The organism is Corynebacterium testudinoris, from assembly GCF_001021045.1.
In the GTDB taxonomy this organism is placed as follows: domain Bacteria; phylum Actinomycetota; class Actinomycetes; order Mycobacteriales; family Mycobacteriaceae; genus Corynebacterium; species Corynebacterium testudinoris.
In genome coordinates this window covers 253,521-267,375 of sequence record NZ_CP011545.1, presented here as the reverse complement: position 1 = coordinate 267,375, position 13,855 = coordinate 253,521, and the positions used below count along the sequence as shown (strand labels likewise).

Annotated in this window: 14 protein-coding genes; 3 read left to right on the top strand and 11 right to left on the bottom strand. The window is 64.6% G+C overall.

What is annotated here, in order from left to right; translation table 11 throughout:
- Complete coding sequence (topA, locus tag CTEST_RS01310) at nucleotides 1-2,928, bottom strand: type I DNA topoisomerase (protein WP_047252202.1); 2,928 nt, start codon at nucleotides 2,926-2,928, stop codon at nucleotides 1-3.
- Between the two features lie 155 nt (nucleotides 2,929-3,083).
- On the opposite strand from topA, the gene CTEST_RS01305 reads away from it, so the two are divergent.
- A complete protein-coding gene (locus tag CTEST_RS01305; protein ID WP_047252201.1) occupies nucleotides 3,084-3,713 on the top strand; it encodes a DedA family protein in 630 nt (209 codons plus the stop codon).
- On the opposite strand, the gene CTEST_RS01300 is transcribed toward CTEST_RS01305, so the two are convergent.
- A complete protein-coding gene (locus tag CTEST_RS01300; protein WP_144413192.1) occupies nucleotides 3,705-4,391 on the bottom strand; it encodes a hypothetical protein in 687 nt (228 codons plus the stop codon). The two genes, CTEST_RS01305 and CTEST_RS01300, sit on opposite strands and share 9 nt — an antisense overlap.
- Nucleotides 4,392-4,731: 340 nt before the next feature.
- Entirely contained in the window at nucleotides 4,732-4,935 is a 204-nt protein-coding gene (locus tag CTEST_RS01295) for a cold-shock protein (RefSeq protein ID WP_047252199.1), read from the bottom strand.
- Nucleotides 4,936-5,206: 271 nt separating this feature from the next.
- Between CTEST_RS01295 and CTEST_RS01290 the strand changes: the two genes are divergently transcribed.
- On the top strand, nucleotides 5,207-7,573 hold the full coding sequence (locus CTEST_RS01290; protein ID WP_047252198.1) for a DEAD/DEAH box helicase: 2,367 nt from the start codon (nucleotides 5,207-5,209) through the stop codon (nucleotides 7,571-7,573).
- On the opposite strand, the gene CTEST_RS01285 is transcribed toward CTEST_RS01290, so the two are convergent.
- Genes CTEST_RS01285 through ssd form a run of 7 tightly spaced genes read right to left on the bottom strand, consistent with a single transcriptional unit; the run spans nucleotide 7,548 to nucleotide 11,872 of the window.
- Nucleotides 7,548-7,862, bottom strand: a complete 315-nt coding sequence (locus tag CTEST_RS01285) for an Rv3654c family TadE-like protein (protein ID WP_047252197.1) — start codon at nucleotides 7,860-7,862, stop codon at nucleotides 7,548-7,550. The two genes, CTEST_RS01290 and CTEST_RS01285, sit on opposite strands and share 26 nt — an antisense overlap.
- Nucleotides 7,859-8,152, bottom strand: coding sequence for a hypothetical protein (locus CTEST_RS01280; RefSeq protein WP_047252196.1), 294 nt, complete (start codon nucleotides 8,150-8,152; stop codon nucleotides 7,859-7,861). The genes CTEST_RS01285 and CTEST_RS01280 overlap by 4 nt, the downstream gene beginning before the upstream one ends.
- A 2-nt stretch (nucleotides 8,153-8,154) precedes the next feature.
- On the bottom strand, nucleotides 8,155-8,337 hold the full coding sequence (locus tag CTEST_RS01275; RefSeq protein WP_047252195.1) for a DUF4244 domain-containing protein: 183 nt from the start codon (nucleotides 8,335-8,337) through the stop codon (nucleotides 8,155-8,157).
- An 11-nt stretch (nucleotides 8,338-8,348) separates the two neighbouring features.
- The gene (locus tag CTEST_RS01270; protein ID WP_047252194.1) at nucleotides 8,349-8,906 is read right to left on the bottom strand and encodes a type II secretion system F family protein; all 558 of its coding nucleotides are present in this window, start codon (nucleotides 8,904-8,906) and stop codon (nucleotides 8,349-8,351) included.
- Nucleotides 8,903-9,685 carry a type II secretion system F family protein gene (locus tag CTEST_RS01265; protein WP_047252193.1) on the bottom strand — a complete coding sequence of 261 codons (783 nt, stop codon included), beginning with the start codon at nucleotides 9,683-9,685 and terminating at the stop codon, nucleotides 8,903-8,905. Before CTEST_RS01265 ends, CTEST_RS01270 begins: the two co-directional genes overlap by 4 nt.
- Nucleotides 9,682-10,791: a TadA family conjugal transfer-associated ATPase gene (locus CTEST_RS01260; RefSeq protein WP_047252192.1), complete on the bottom strand. Its 1,110-nt coding sequence runs from the start codon at nucleotides 10,789-10,791 to the stop codon at nucleotides 9,682-9,684. Before CTEST_RS01260 ends, CTEST_RS01265 begins: the two co-directional genes overlap by 4 nt.
- A 4-nt stretch (nucleotides 10,792-10,795) precedes the next feature.
- Nucleotides 10,796-11,872, bottom strand: a complete 1,077-nt coding sequence (gene ssd / locus CTEST_RS01255; RefSeq protein ID WP_047254135.1) for a septum site-determining protein Ssd — start codon at nucleotides 11,870-11,872, stop codon at nucleotides 10,796-10,798.
- A 404-nt stretch (nucleotides 11,873-12,276) separates the two neighbouring features.
- Between ssd and CTEST_RS01250 the strand changes: the two genes are divergently transcribed.
- Complete coding sequence (locus CTEST_RS01250) at nucleotides 12,277-13,104, top strand: HAD family hydrolase (protein WP_047254134.1); 828 nt, start codon at nucleotides 12,277-12,279, stop codon at nucleotides 13,102-13,104.
- Between the two features lie 8 nt (nucleotides 13,105-13,112).
- Here CTEST_RS01250 and CTEST_RS01245 read toward each other — a convergent pair whose 3' ends face one another.
- Nucleotides 13,113-13,805: a hypothetical protein gene (locus tag CTEST_RS01245; protein ID WP_236686113.1), complete on the bottom strand. Its 693-nt coding sequence runs from the start codon at nucleotides 13,803-13,805 to the stop codon at nucleotides 13,113-13,115.
- Between the last annotated feature and the right edge of the window lie 50 nt (nucleotides 13,806-13,855).

Genomic DNA, 13,855 nt, shown 5'->3' with positions numbered 1-13,855 from the left:
TTACTTCTTCCGGGAACCCGCCTTGACCACGCGCTTCGTGGTCTTTTTCACCGTCTTCTTGGCGGCCTTCTTCGTCGCCTTCTTGCGGGCCGGCGCCCCACCGTCGGCGGCCTCCTTCGCACGGCGCTCCGAGAGGAGCTCGTTGGCGCGGGAATCCGTGATCGTCTCGGGGGAATCGCCCTTACGCAGCGAAGCGTTGGTGGTGCCATCGGTGACGTAAGGGCCGAAGCGGCCTTCCTTGACGGACATGGGCTTGCCGGAGACGTCATTGTCGCCGAGTTCCTTGAGCGGCGGCTTCGCGGCGGCGCGGCCCCGGCGCTTGGGCTCGGAGTAGATGCGGCGGGCCTCGTCGAGGGTGACGGTGAAGATCTGCTCCTCGTTGGCCAACGAGCGGGAATCCGTGCCCTTTTTCAGGTACGGGCCGTAGCGGCCGTTTTGGGCGGTGATGACCTCGTTGTCGGCGGGGTCGACGCCGACCTCGCGCGGCAGCGACAGCAGCTTGAGGGCATCGTCGAGGGTGACGGAGGCGGGCTCCATCGTTTCGAACAGCGAGGCCGTGCCAGGCTTGAGGTTCTCCTCCACGAGGGCGTTGATGCGCTTGACCTTCTGCGCTGCGGCCGTCTTGGTGTCCCAATTTTTGGCTCGCTTGCCCTCGGCGGCGCGTTCGGCATCCTCGGCGGCGCGCTCCTGGGCGACGACCTCTTCGGCGGCAGCCTCGGCGCGCACGCGCTCGTCGTCACGCATGACCTCAGTGACGTACGGGCCGTACCGGCCCTCCTTGACCACAATCATTCGGTCCGTGGCCGGGTTCAGGCCCAGCTCACGGCCGCCCTGCGGGGTGGCGAAGAGCTTCTCTGCCAACTCGAGGGTGAGCTCATCCGGCGTGGTGGTCTCGGGGAGGTTGGCGCGCTGGTACTCCGGCTCGCCGTCCTTTTCGCCGACGACGCGCTCGATGTAGGGCCCGTAGCGGCCAACGCGGACGTAGACGGGACGGTCTTCCGTGTCGTCGAATAGGCGCAGGGAGTTCACCGAGCGAGCGTCGATATGCTCCAGATTCTCGCCGACTAGGGCCTTGAGGCCGCCATGGCGGGCAATCGTTTCCGCCATGTTGTCGGAGGCCTCGGCGTTGCCGAAGTAGAAGCCGGTCAGCCACTGGGTGCGATCCTCTTCACCCGCGGCAATGTCGTCGAGCTCGTCTTCCATCGAGGAGGTGAAATCGTAGTCGACGAGCGGAGTGAAGTTGTTCTCCAGCAGCCCGACCACGGCGAAGGCAACCCAGCTGGGCACGAGCGCATTGCCGCGCGGGTGGACGTAGCCGCGATCCTGGATCGTCTTGATGATCGACGCGTACGTCGACGGACGACCAATCCCGAGTTCCTCCATCTTCTTGACCAAGCTGGCCTCGGTGTATCGGGCCGGCGGGTTGGTTGAGTGACCATCGGCGGTGATCTCCGTCGCGGTCAGCGGGTCGCCCTTGGTGAGGTTGGGCAGGCGCTTTTCCGCATTATCTGCCACATCTCGGCCGTCCGCGAGGCGCGAGGTCTCCACGTAGGCGCGGAGGAAACCGGGGAAGGTGATGGTGCGGCCAGTGGCGGAAAACTCGGTCTCCTGCCCTGTCGTGGCCGTACCAGCGATGGTCACCTTCAGCGAGGTTCCCTTCGCGTCCGACATCTGCGAGGCCACCGTGCGCTGCCAGATCAGCTCGTAGAGCTTGAACTCCTCTGCATCGAGGCTGCCGTGCAGCTCACCGGGGGTGGCAAACCGCTCACCGGCGGGGCGGATCGCCTCGTGCGCCTCCTGCGAGTTCTTAGACTTCCGGTCGTAGCGGCGCGGCGAGTCGGCCACAAAAGCATCGCCGTAGAGTTCCTTGGCCTGCTGGCGCGCAGCCGACAAACCCTGCTCCGACAGCGACGTCGAATCTGTACGCATATAGGTGATGTGGCCGTTTTCGTACAGGCGCTGCGCAATGCGCATCGTCCGATCCGAGGTGTAGTGCAGCTTGCGGCCAGCCTCCTGCTGCAGCGTCGACGTCATAAACGGCGCGTACGGCCGGCGCGTGTACGGCTTCTCCTCCACGGAAGAGACCTGCATCTGCACGCCCTGAAGGGCATCCACCAAGGCGTCTGCCTGTTGCTTATCGACGACCAGCACCTCACCCTTGAGCCGCCCCCGATCATCGAAGTCACGTCCCTGCGCCACGCGCCGGCCATCAATGGCCGACAGCTTCGCGGCGAAGTTGCGGGGGTTATTCGGGTCGGCGTCAGTGTTGCCGGTATCCAGCTGGGCCGTTAAGTCCCAGTAGTCCGCGGAGATGAACGCCATGCGCTCTCGCTCCCGCTCCACGATGACGCGGGTAGCCACCGACTGCACGCGGCCCGCTGACAATCGCGGCATGACCTTCTTCCACAGCACCGGAGACACCTCGTAGCCATACAGGCGGTCGAGGATGCGGCGGGTCTCCTGCGCATCCACCAGGTTCTCATCGAGCTCACGAGTGTTCTCCGCCGCGGCGAGAATCGCCGGCTTGGTGATCTCGTTGAAGACCATGCGACGCACCGGCACCTTCGGCTTCAACACCTCGAGCAGGTGCCAAGCAATCGCCTCGCCCTCACGGTCGGGGTCTGTGGCCAGCAACAACTCGTCGCAGCCCTTGAGCTTGGTCTTGAGATCCGCGACCTTCTTCTTCTTGTCAGGGCTGACCACGTACAACGGCGCAAAGCCATGCTCCGTGTCCACTCCCAGGCGCGCCCACGGTTCCTTCTTGTACTTCGCGGGCACGTCAGCCGCACCCCGCGGCAGGTCGCGAATGTGACCCACCGAAGCCTCGACAATGTAGTCGTTGCCTAAGTAGGGCTGGATCTTTCGGGCCTTGGTTGCCGACTCCACAATGACCAGAGTCTTCTTCCCTGATCCCTTCGCTTCTGCCACGGGAGTTGTTCCCTCTCAACTAGATGAGACAATGCATGGTCTACGGCATTTGCCGTCCTAGGACAACACCGTACACAGTATTTAATGGCCCTACTGTGGTCAGGTCGAAACAACGTGCCAACACGCGCCTCCCCCGTTGACCTACACTCACTAAAATGACCGAGCACATCATCCACTGGGTAGAGACTCTCATGACCATGCCGGTCTTCTACCCGGTCCTCGGACTGCTCGTGTTTATCGACGCCCTCGTCCCCCTCGTCCCCAGCGAATCCATCATCATCCTCTCCGGTTCCTGGGCCGGCAGCCGCGGCGTCCCAGACCTCGGAATCATCATCCCAGTCGCCATCGCCAGCGCCATCATCGGCGACAACCTCTGCTACTTCCTGGGCACCCGCCTCATCGTCTTCGTCGAACGCACCCCCGCCGACTCCGTCCGCGGCAAAGCCATCGCCTGGGTCCGACGCAACATCCGCCGCCGCGCCGCCACCACCATCATCGTCGCCCGCTTCATCCCCTGGGCCCGCTGGACCACCACAATCATGCTCGGATCCGTCCGCTACCCCTGGCGCTGGTTCTTCCTCTACGACACCATCGGCGTCATCATCTGGGCCGTCCAAGCCTCCCTCCTCGGCTACCTCGGCGGCCGGATCTTCCAACACATGCCCCTGTTGGGCGTAGTCACCGGCATCACCCTAGGAACCGTCGTCGGCCTATCCATCCAGTTCGCACAGAAGCGAATCATGGAGTGGAGGGACAAGCGGGCAGGGGCCGGTGTGTCAGAGTGAGGGCGACTGCAGAAGGTAAAACTCTAAGGAACCATCCTCGACGAGCTTTTCCAGATACTCCGGGGAATTAAAGCAGATTGTCCCCCTGCTGAGATCCACATCGACAGCGACAAACCACTCACCCGTCACCCAACAAGCGGTTGCTCCGCTATCCGGAAAAAAGATCTCTTCAGACGTTTCCCCGACACAGCGGCCGGAAAAATAGCGGAAACCACGCTCGGAGATACGAACCAGACTTTCCTCTCTGGGAATCGGCCCGGCACCGTCATTGCCGTACATAAGGTAGTCCGCGTAGCAGATACCCGCCTCTGGCAGGCCAAATACTTGCCGCAGCGGCCACCACTGAGCCAGGTCGAGCATCCCGTAGTAGGGCTCCGAGAATCGGTCGGTGAGTGTCTCAATTGACTGTTCATCGTCGACGCCGATCGCACTCCAGAAACTCACTCCCAGCGTGAAGTCATTGCCAAGTTCCTCCGCAATATCCTTCCACCGAAGTGTTTCATCGCCATTGCGCACGCTGGGAGGTAGGCAGAGCTGAGCCACGTAAGAGAAATGCGATTTAAGAAAACCTAGGTACTCTTCATCATCCAAGCTGTAGGGAAGAGCCGCTGGGACGAGCAGCTCGACACTCCGCGAAAAATCCCACTGCGGTTCCTTAGCAGGTTCCATGTCACTCATTCGATTCTCCCAACTGGCCTAGCCTGATGCTACCTGCCGGTACGCGCACCCCGTGCCGCTCCGGCAGGACCCGAGAGGTTGATCTGAAGTGATCGCGAGGTCCTCCTCCCGACTTTTAGCCGGTTTTTCGCTGTGCTTCCTAGGGTGAACTGGGGAAATATCACCCGGGTAGGGTTCAGGTCGCGATCAGGACGTCGCGATGACCCCACAACGACGAAAATGGCCGCCCCTTCCCGCCGGGGCGGGGGTGGGACGACCATGTCGAACATCAGCTACGTGGCTGAGTTTCCTCTTTAGAGCTTTACCTCTTTGGAGCTGGTGATGCTAGAAGACTGATGGTTTAGAGCGGGCGAACAGCCTGAGCCTGCGGGCCCTTGGCGCCTTCACCGATCTCGAACTCGACCTGCTGGTTCTCCTCGAGGGTACGGAAGCCGTTGCCCTGGATCTCGGAGTAGTGGACGAAGACGTCGGCGGAGCCGTCGTCAGGAGCGATGAAGCCGAAGCCCTTTTCGGCGTTGAACCACTTCACAGTACCCTGTGCCATGTGTATAACCTTATTTCTTGATCTGGGGTGGTACGGACAACGGCATATGCCATCGTCCGGGTCGAAATCGAACCCCCGATTAACCACCAACTCCGAATGGAGAGGTAAATCCCGGGTGCTCGCGTCATAAATCCCTTGCGAGCACGTAAACGTAACGCACAGAAACCGCGACCATGGACTAGTGTGTCACGGATTGGTTGTTCGCGATAGTCTTATCGCGATTCTTCTCGGAATTTCCCGCTTGGCTCCCCACAGAGAGGGGGTAAATCACATGGTCGAAAGTCGCTCTGTGGGTGCCGAACTCTCAGCTACGATCGTCCGCCGCTTTCCCGCGTCGACGTGCACTTATGCCACCACTATTGGGGCTCGTCACGCGCGTCACGCGCAGTGGCCACTGTGGGTTCACCCCGATCTAAAAAATTTTTTGAATGAGTCGGAGATCACTGACCTTTATTCGCACCAGGCCGAGTGCGCGCAGCTGGCGTGGGAGGGACATGACGTCGTCGTGGCCACCGGTACCTCTTCGGGCAAGTCCTTGGGTTACCAACTCCCGATTCTCTCGGCGTTGGCGGAGGACCAGACGGCAACCGCCCTCTATCTCACCCCGACGAAGGCCCTGGGCTCCGATCAGCTGGCTGCGACGTCCCGCCTCACCAAGGCGATTGGCGAACTCCGATCCGTCCACCCCGCTCCTTATGACGGTGATACCCCCACCGAGGCTCGCGCTGGCATTCGCGATGCCACTCGCTTTGTGTTCACCAACCCCGACATGTTGCACGTGTCGATCTTGGCTCATCACCAGCGCTGGGCCCGGCTGCTGCGCCACTTGAAGTTCATCGTCATCGATGAGTGCCACACCTACCGTGGGGTCTTCGGTGCGAATGTCGCGCTCGTCATGCGCCGACTTCTGCGGATCGCGTCGCACTACGGAGCCCACCCCACGGTCATTTTGGCGTCCGCCACGGCAGCTGATCCCGCCGCGCATGCCGCTAACCTGTTAGGTCGCCCGGTCCGCGCGGTCACCGAGGATGGTGCGCCCACCGGTGAGCGGACGGTCATGCTGTGGGAGCCCGGGTTCATCGAGGGCATGGAGGGCGAAAACGGCGCCCCGGTTCGCCGAGCCGCCACCACTGAGTCGGCGGACATCATGGCCACCCTCGTCGCCGAAGGCGCCCGCACCCTGACGTTTGTTCGTTCGCGCCGTTCCGCAGAGCTTGTGGCGCTGCGCACCGCCGAGGACTTGTCCGGGATGGGTCGGGGAGACTTCGCCGCCCGCATTGCCGCATATCGGGCGGGCTATCTCGCGGAGGATCGTCGCCGGTTGGAAAGGCAACTCGATAGCGGTGAGCTGTTGGGGGTGTCCACCACCAATGCCCTTGAGCTGGGCATTGACGTCGGCGGCCTTGACGCCGTCGTCACCGCCGGCTTCCCCGGCACAGTGGCGAGCTTTTGGCAGCAAGCCGGGCGCGCAGGGCGGCGTGGGCAGGGTTCCCTCGTCGTGCTCGTGGCGCGCGACGAGCCGATGGATACTTACCTCGTCCATCACCCCGATGCGCTCCTTGGCCGGCCGGTGGAAAACTCTGTGTTCAACCCGCACAACCCGTATGTGCTGCTGGGGCATGTGTATTGCGCGGCCGTCGAGAAGCCATTGACCGTGGAGGAGGTCGACGACCTCGGGGCACAGCGGGTCGTCGATGAGCTCACCGCTGCCGGGCTGCTGCGCCGACGCCCCCGAGGTTGGTTCGCCGTCCCCATCCTCGATGGGCCGCTCACCCCCGAGTCCGCGCATTCTTCGGTGAGCTTGCGCGGCGGTTCCGGCGAGGAAGTCATGATCGTCGATATGTCCGACGGTCGCCTGTTGGGCACGATCGATTCCGCCCGCGCTCCGGCCCAGGTTCACCCCGGCGCGGTGTATTTGCACCAGGGGGAGAGCTTCGTTATCGAGGACCTCGACCTGGAGAATTTCGTGGCGTTGGCCCGGCCGGAGCAGCCTGATTACACCACGATCGCCCGCACGGAAACCGATATTCGCATCCTCTCCCAGCCCGGCGAGGATGAGCTGGTCAACTACTCCCCCGGCCTGTGGGTGGCCAACGTCGAGGTGGAAGTCACCGACCGGGTGATCGGCTACATCACCAAGCTTCCCGATGGCACCACCGCCGACATTATCCCCCTTGACCTGCCGGAACAGAAGCTGCGCACCCGTGCTGTGTCGTACACCATTGACCCGCTGGCACTGGCCGCGATGGGGGTCACGGCGGGCGATACCCCAGGTACGCTCCACGCGGCCGAGCACGCGGCGATCGGTTTGCTTCCTTTGATCGCCACGTGTGATCGCTGGGACATCGGCGGAGTGTCCACCGCCATGCACGTGGATACCCAGTTGCCCACTGTTTTCGTTTATGACGGTCACCCCGGCGGGGCGGGCTTCGCCGATGAGGGCTTCGCCCGCTTCCCGGAATGGATCGAGGCCACGTTTGAGGCCGTGCGCTCGTGCACGTGCGAATCGGGCTGCCCCTCGTGCGTGCAGTCGCCGAAATGCGGCAATGGCAACAGCCCGCTGGACAAAGCCGGAGCGTTGCGCCTGCTCGGCGCCTTGGTCACGATGACCGCTACACCGGCCCCGCCGTCGAGCTAACCTCCCTTCCGCGCACCCGCGCTGTCACGGTGACATCGACTCCGTCGACGACACAACTGCTTATCGACGCCCCGTTGTCCCCCGCCACCGCACCCGCCACCAGGCAGGCGTCCTCCCCGCGGTAGGCGGCGAAGGCACCCGCCACCGCCGCCATGTCGGCGGCAACGCGCGCCTCATGGTGGGCGACGACGAGGGAGGCTGCGGCGATGACGACCCCGCAGAGGGTGACTAACGCGGCGGCGAAGCCGGCTGTCGCGACTGTCGCGTAACCCTCCTCGCCTGTCTTCATGGCTGTTCCACGGGAAACACCGCGACGTGAGTGCGGGTGCCAAAGACGGCTGGCACGCGTGCTGTGGCGGTCACCGTTGCCCCTGACTGACTGATCACGACCTCACCGCGCGGGGGAACGAAATCCACCCCGATGGCGTGCGAGCGGGCGGCCGCCCCGGCGACATCCACCGCGGCGACGTGGGCCGCCATGGTGGCGATCGCGCCCACGATGAGCCCGCACACCAGCACCACACTGGAGAGGGCGAGGGCGGCTTCGATGGTGACGGAGCCGCGGTCGTCGATAAGCATGGTTAGGGGGTGTTGGACAGGGCGTCGGTGATGATTTTCTCCAGGGCGTTGGCGACGCCACCGGAGCTGACCACCAGGTACAGGGCGGCGGCCAGCGCGGCGGCGCCGAGGCTGCCCATGGCATATTCGATCGTGCTCATTCCATCGTCATTGTTGAGTGCTTTGAAGGTCCGGTTGAGGTTCATGATTTCTTCTCCTAAAAGTTGATGAATTGGGTTCCCAAGCTGATGACCACGGGGGCCAGGCCCAGCAGCATAAAAGCAGGGAGGAAACACAGGGCAAGGGGCAGGGCGATGAGAACTCCGGCGCGCTCACCGCGGGCGGTGGCATCGTCGGCGGCTGCGGTGCGCAGTCCAGTGGCGATCCGCTCGCAGGCTTGGGCCATCGACGTTCCCGATTGGTGCGACATCCGGGCTAGCTCAGCGATGTCCCCCAAACCGGGTATGCCGATCACCTCGGCCCACGCTCGATCCGCCGGGACCCCGATGGAGAGCAGCGCGGCGGTCGTGCCCCACTGCTCGCGAGTTTTCTCATCCGTCACGACCTGGGCTACCGCTTGGGTGGCGGCGGCGGCGGATAGCCCGGCGCGCAAACAAGTGGCAAACAGGTCGATGTCGGAGGCGAGCGCGAGGCGATCAATGCCGGCGTTGCGGCGGGGACCATCGCGGGGATTCTTGCGCGTGTTCGGGCTCAGACGGGTACCGAGGGGCGGGGGCGGTATCAGTAGCGCCAGGCCGAGGAGGACGAGGTTCATGCCGCCGCACCTCGCAGGATCGTCCGGGACCACACAAAACCGGCGGCAGCCAGGCTGACGCCGGCCAGCAGCAACAGGCCACCGAGTCCGCCGCCGAAGAGGAAGCCCACGGGGTCAGCCCCCATCGCCGATCCCATGGCGATGCCCGCCAAGGGCAACGCGGTGAGAATGACGGCAGTGGCCTGGGGCCCTTGGAGGGTGGCGGTGGTGGCATTGCGATGGCGCACGCGGGTATCGATTCGCGCCTGAGCCTGTTCCACCAGAGGAGCTAGCGGCAGCCCATGGCGATCGGCCAACTGCCACAACGTGGCCAGGCCGTGCAGTTCGGGGAGGCGATCGTCGGCCGCGAGGACTCCCGCCCCGGATCCGCCCCGCGAGGCAAGCCCGGCGGCAGCGCGCAGCGTGTGAGACAGTTCCGCGGGAGCGGAGTCCCCCATCGCCTCGACGGATGTCGACATCGCCGCCGATACTTCCGCCCCAGCGCGCAGATGCCCCGCGAGGTGGCCCAGGTACGTCGCCGCAGCACCTTCCCGGCGCGTCATTGCCTTCCCTCGGCGCAAGTCCCGCACGGTCCACGCGATGGTCGCCGCCGTGATGATGGCGGCTACCGCCACGCTGAGTCGATCCAGGAGTACGACGGTGAACGCAGCGGTGGCCAGCGTGAGTCCGATGAGTGGGTGCAGCCGACGTTTCTCCGCCGCCACGAGGGAGACGAGGCGGCGCGCCGGGTGCGTGCCATTGATGGCTAGGGCGCAGGCGAGTAAGAGGAGGGCATTCATGGTGCTGGCCTCCCGGCTTCCCACACGGGGAGTGCGGTGACGGGCACACCCTGGAGGGTGCCGATCTGGTGTACGCGGCGCGTGCCGTCCGGCTCCCGCTTCATCACAATGACGTAGTCCACCGCGGCAGCCAGCTGGGAATGCAGTGCTGTCCGATCGAGCCCGCCGAGAGCTGCGAGAGCCTCCAACCTCGCGGGCACTTCCGCCAACGAGTTGGCGTGAACGGTGCCCGCCCCGCCGTCGTGTCCGGTGTTGAGGGCGGCCAGCAGGTCGACGACCTCTGCTCCTCGGATCTCCCCGACGACGATGCGGTCGGGACGCATGCGCAGGGCCTGGCGCAGCAGGTCGGCCATGGTGATCTCCCCCGTGCCCTCGATATTGCGGGAGCGAGACACCAGGTTGAGCACGTGCGGGTGGGGCGGTCGAAGCTCCGCGGTGTCCTCGATGCACACGATCCGCTCACGATGATCCACCTCGGCAAGCAGAGCGGACAGCATGGTGGTCTTGCCCGTGCCGGTGCCGCCCACGACGAGGAAGGAACGACGCTCCTCGATGATCTCGCGCAGGACGGCGGCAATCTCTGGGGTGAGAGTGCCTCGGTCGATGAGTTCTGCCACCGTGGTCTGCGCCGGGCGCAGCACCCGCAAACTCAAGCAGGGTGAGTTTTCCGCCGGTGGGGACAGCACAGCGTGGACGCGGATGATGCTGCCGTCGTCGCGGGCGAGCCGGCCGTCGACAAAAGGTTGCGCGTCATCGAGGCGGCGCCCGCAGGCCACCGCCAAGCGGGTGGCCAGCTGCCGCACCGCGGCGTTGTCCCCGAAGGTGACCTCCGCGGCTTCCAGGCCCAGCCCGCGATCGAAGAACACCTGGTCCGGGGAGTTCACCACGATATCCGTGACTCCCTCGATGAGCAGGAGTGGTTCCAGGGCACCGATGCCGGAGGAATCATGTCTTAATCGGCGCAGCAGGTCTAGTACGTCGCCATCCGAAATCACCCCTGCTTCCTGACGAATAATCTTGGCCAGTTCGCCAACATCCCCGGCTACCGCGGGTTGATCAGCGATGCGCCGGTGAACACTTTCCAGCACAGCCTCTGCGCGCGTCATCGTCTTAGAGTCCTGCCTCGATGAGCACGGCATCCGCAGCCACTGCCAGGGGCCGGGGCAGGTGGGTGGGAAGGCCGCTGAGCTCCACCGTGCGAGCCAACCGGCTGATCGTCCCAAGTTCCGCAATGACCTCGCAGCCAGTGAGCTTTTCCAAGTCTTCGGTACTCAACCCCGACCATGCTCGGTGGCGAGCCAGCAGCACCATGCTGGTCCGCGCGCGCTGCAATTGCTTAACCAGGCTGGCTGCCGCGGCCGCTGGGCGTACCTCAGCGGGAACGAGGAGCACCACCAGATCACAGGCCTCCAGGACCGCGGGGTCGGCTTCCGCAGGCAGGTCCAGGACCGTCACCCCGCTCCCTGAGCGCAAGCTTTCCACGACCGGGAGCACCACCTCGGTGTCCAAGGAGAAGGGGTCCGCGATGGTGGACCGGGCTGCAGAGAGGATGACAATCCCATCCGAGGTGGACGGCAGAGCGGCTCTCAGGTCCCCGGCTGATACTGCGCCCTCCCCCAGGCGCAGGTCGGGCCACCGTGCTCCCGGCTTTTCTTCCACTCCCATCAGGAGGTCGAGGCCACCGGAGGTGGGGCAGCCGTCAACGAGCGTGACGTCCCGGTCAGTTCGGCGAGCCCGCCTGGCTACTGCGGCGGCCAGAGTTGAGCTTCCCGCGCCGCCGGCAGAGCCCACCATGGCGATCACGGTCCCGGAGGCGTGTTCAGCCTGCGGCCTCACCCCGGCGCTCGAGGAGTCACGAGGCGAGGCCATGTGCCCCAATTCCCGCAGGAGCTCCGGCGCTTGGGCTGGCAGCAGAAAGGCGTGCTCGGCGTGGCAGGTCAGCGCTGCCTTCCAATCGATCGGTCCCGGGTCGGAGGCGAGGAAGTAGATCGATTCGCGGCGGGGAAGGCTGGCCAGGTGACCGGCGGTGACCGAGTCGACGAGGATGGCGCGCGCCCGGCCGTGCAGGCGGCTTAGTTCGCGGGGGTCGACGCTATCGACCAGCGGGTAGCCGGTGGCGGCGGCCACGTGGGTGGCTTCGGGGTGCAGGACCGGGTCACCGACGGCGACGAAGATGAGTTCCTTCATGGCACTCAGCTTGGTGTCTTTCCACGTAACCAACAATGGCCGTCACCTGGGCCTGTGGATAGGTGGTGAGTTCGGGGAAGCATCAACAACATTCCTGTGAACAAACCCGGCTGGAGGCATAGGGATGGCCCGCGCCTCGGGGGGGGGTGTGCGCGGGCCATCAGTAACCCGGCTCGGGGGGGTGTGCCGGGGCAGGCCACACGGTATATCGGGGCCTTGCACCACGAATTATTGCATATCTTCCTAGCGCTGACAACATCGACAAGCGAAATTCTTCGAAATATCTTTCGAGGGCATTTGAGCCTCGTCCCGCGACTACCCACTAGTCACATCAGTCACTTAAGTAATCAGCAGTTACACATGGCACTTACTTTTCACAGATTGGCACGCTAGACTCTGTGCTCATGACAGCACGGTCCTCCGCCCCGGAGCAGGCTTCCACGCACCGCGTGGCGGCCTTCTTTGACTTGGACAAGACCATCATCGCCACGTCCTCGGCCTTCGCCTTCGGGCGGGAGTTCATGCAAAACGGGCTCATCACCCCGGCGGAAGCCCTGCAAATGTCGCTGGCCAAGGCCACCTACATGGTCGCGGGTCAATCCAGCGAGCAGATGAACGTTACCCGTGACCAGCTGGCCTCCATGGTCGCCGGCTGGTCAGTGCAGCAGGTCAAGGACATCGCCCGCGAGACAATGCACAACGTGGTCACCCCGGCCATCTACGCCGAGGCCCGCGAGCTCATTACCTTCCATCAAAACGCCGGGCACGACGTGATTATTATCTCCGCTTCGGCCTCGCAGCTGGTGGAGCTCATCGCGGAGGAACTCGGCATCGACAAGGTGGTGTCCACCGAGCTGGAAGTCGCGGATGGCCACTTCACCGGTGAGATCCTCTTCTTCTGCAAGGGCGACGCCAAGGCGGAAGCCATCGCCAAACTCGCCGCGGACAACAACTACGACCTGCCCATCAGCTACGCCTACTCCGACTCGGCGACCGACATCCCCATGCTGCAGGCGGTGGGCAATCCGGTCGCCGTCAACCCCGACCGGGCGATGAAAAAGCACGCCTTGGAAAACGGGTGGGACATCCGCACCTTCAAGGATCCGGTGCCGCTGTTCCAAATGCCCTCGTCCAAGGAGATCAGCATCGGTGCAGGTGTGCTCGCCGCCGTCACCGCGGTGACCTTTGGCGGCTGGTGGTGGTCGCAGCGCAACCGCCGCGGCACGGCCTGAAAACAGCGTTAGGCGGCCCGCGCGATAGCCTCCGCTTCGGCGGCACCTGCCACCCACGCCTGTAAAACCACCTCGGCGAACTCTCTGCCGTAGCCGCCATCTGCGCTGGCCAGGTATTCCTCGCGGTGGCGGTTGAGGTACGTCTCGGGCACGGCCAACCCGCGGGGGTCGAAGCCATTAGACACGGCCGCCAATCGGGAGGCGGCTCGGGCAATGACCCCCGAACGGGTCCCAAAGGGGCGGTGGGCGAGGATTTCGCCGTGGACGATGACCGGGAGCAACGCCGCCCACGCGGTGTCTACCGAGACCAAGCGCGAGAGCCCCTGCAAGCGCGCTCCCGCCCGCGCATCAATCGGGTGGCCATCCCCGCCCGCCAGCACATCCATGCGCGCGAGGATCTGCAACGGAGCGCGGAGGAATGTCCGCGCCGAAGCGTCGAGGGAATCAGGAGCGAGCAGCGAGTACACGCTGATGGCCGCCCCGAGGCCACCGGTGGGGGAATCGCTGAGCCGGACCCCGGGGTCGTCGATAAGCGCGGACGTGCGCGCGCCGCGCAGCACGGACTCGGAACCGGTGAGGTCGGAACGCCTTAAAGAAACCGGCCGACGGTGGACCGCCGCGATCGCGGCAACCGCCGCGATCGCGACATCCGCCACCTTCCAATCATCCAGGAGGGGTTCTAGGGGGTCTGGCTCAGGCATATCAACTACGATAGCCCTCGTATGTCTGCGCATTCATGGCGAATCCGTGG

Excerpts from the sequence above, each read along its gene's own strand:
- CTEST_RS01305 (WP_047252201.1), top strand. The coding sequence starts at position 3,084 with ATGACCGAGCACATCATCCACTGGGTAGAGACTCTCATGACCATGCCG.
- CTEST_RS01300 (WP_144413192.1), bottom strand. The coding sequence starts at position 4,391 with ATGAGTGACATGGAACCTGCTAAGGAACCGCAGTGGGATTTTTCGCGG.
- CTEST_RS01295 (WP_047252199.1), bottom strand. The coding sequence starts at position 4,935 with ATGGCACAGGGTACTGTGAAGTGGTTCAACGCCGAAAAGGGCTTCGGC.
- CTEST_RS01290 (WP_047252198.1), top strand. The coding sequence starts at position 5,207 with ATGGTCGAAAGTCGCTCTGTGGGTGCCGAACTCTCAGCTACGATCGTC.
- CTEST_RS01285 (WP_047252197.1), bottom strand. The coding sequence starts at position 7,862 with ATGAAGACAGGCGAGGAGGGTTACGCGACAGTCGCGACAGCCGGCTTC.
- CTEST_RS01280 (WP_047252196.1), bottom strand. The coding sequence starts at position 8,152 with ATGCTTATCGACGACCGCGGCTCCGTCACCATCGAAGCCGCCCTCGCC.
- CTEST_RS01275 (WP_047252195.1), bottom strand. The coding sequence starts at position 8,337 with ATGAACCTCAACCGGACCTTCAAAGCACTCAACAATGACGATGGAATG.
- CTEST_RS01270 (WP_047252194.1), bottom strand. The coding sequence starts at position 8,906 with ATGAACCTCGTCCTCCTCGGCCTGGCGCTACTGATACCGCCCCCGCCC.
- CTEST_RS01265 (WP_047252193.1), bottom strand. The coding sequence starts at position 9,685 with ATGAATGCCCTCCTCTTACTCGCCTGCGCCCTAGCCATCAATGGCACG.
- CTEST_RS01260 (WP_047252192.1), bottom strand. The coding sequence starts at position 10,791 with ATGACGCGCGCAGAGGCTGTGCTGGAAAGTGTTCACCGGCGCATCGCT.
- ssd (WP_047254135.1), bottom strand. The coding sequence starts at position 11,872 with ATGAAGGAACTCATCTTCGTCGCCGTCGGTGACCCGGTCCTGCACCCC.
- CTEST_RS01250 (WP_047254134.1), top strand. The coding sequence starts at position 12,277 with ATGACAGCACGGTCCTCCGCCCCGGAGCAGGCTTCCACGCACCGCGTG.
- CTEST_RS01245 (WP_236686113.1), bottom strand. The coding sequence starts at position 13,805 with ATGCCTGAGCCAGACCCCCTAGAACCCCTCCTGGATGATTGGAAGGTG.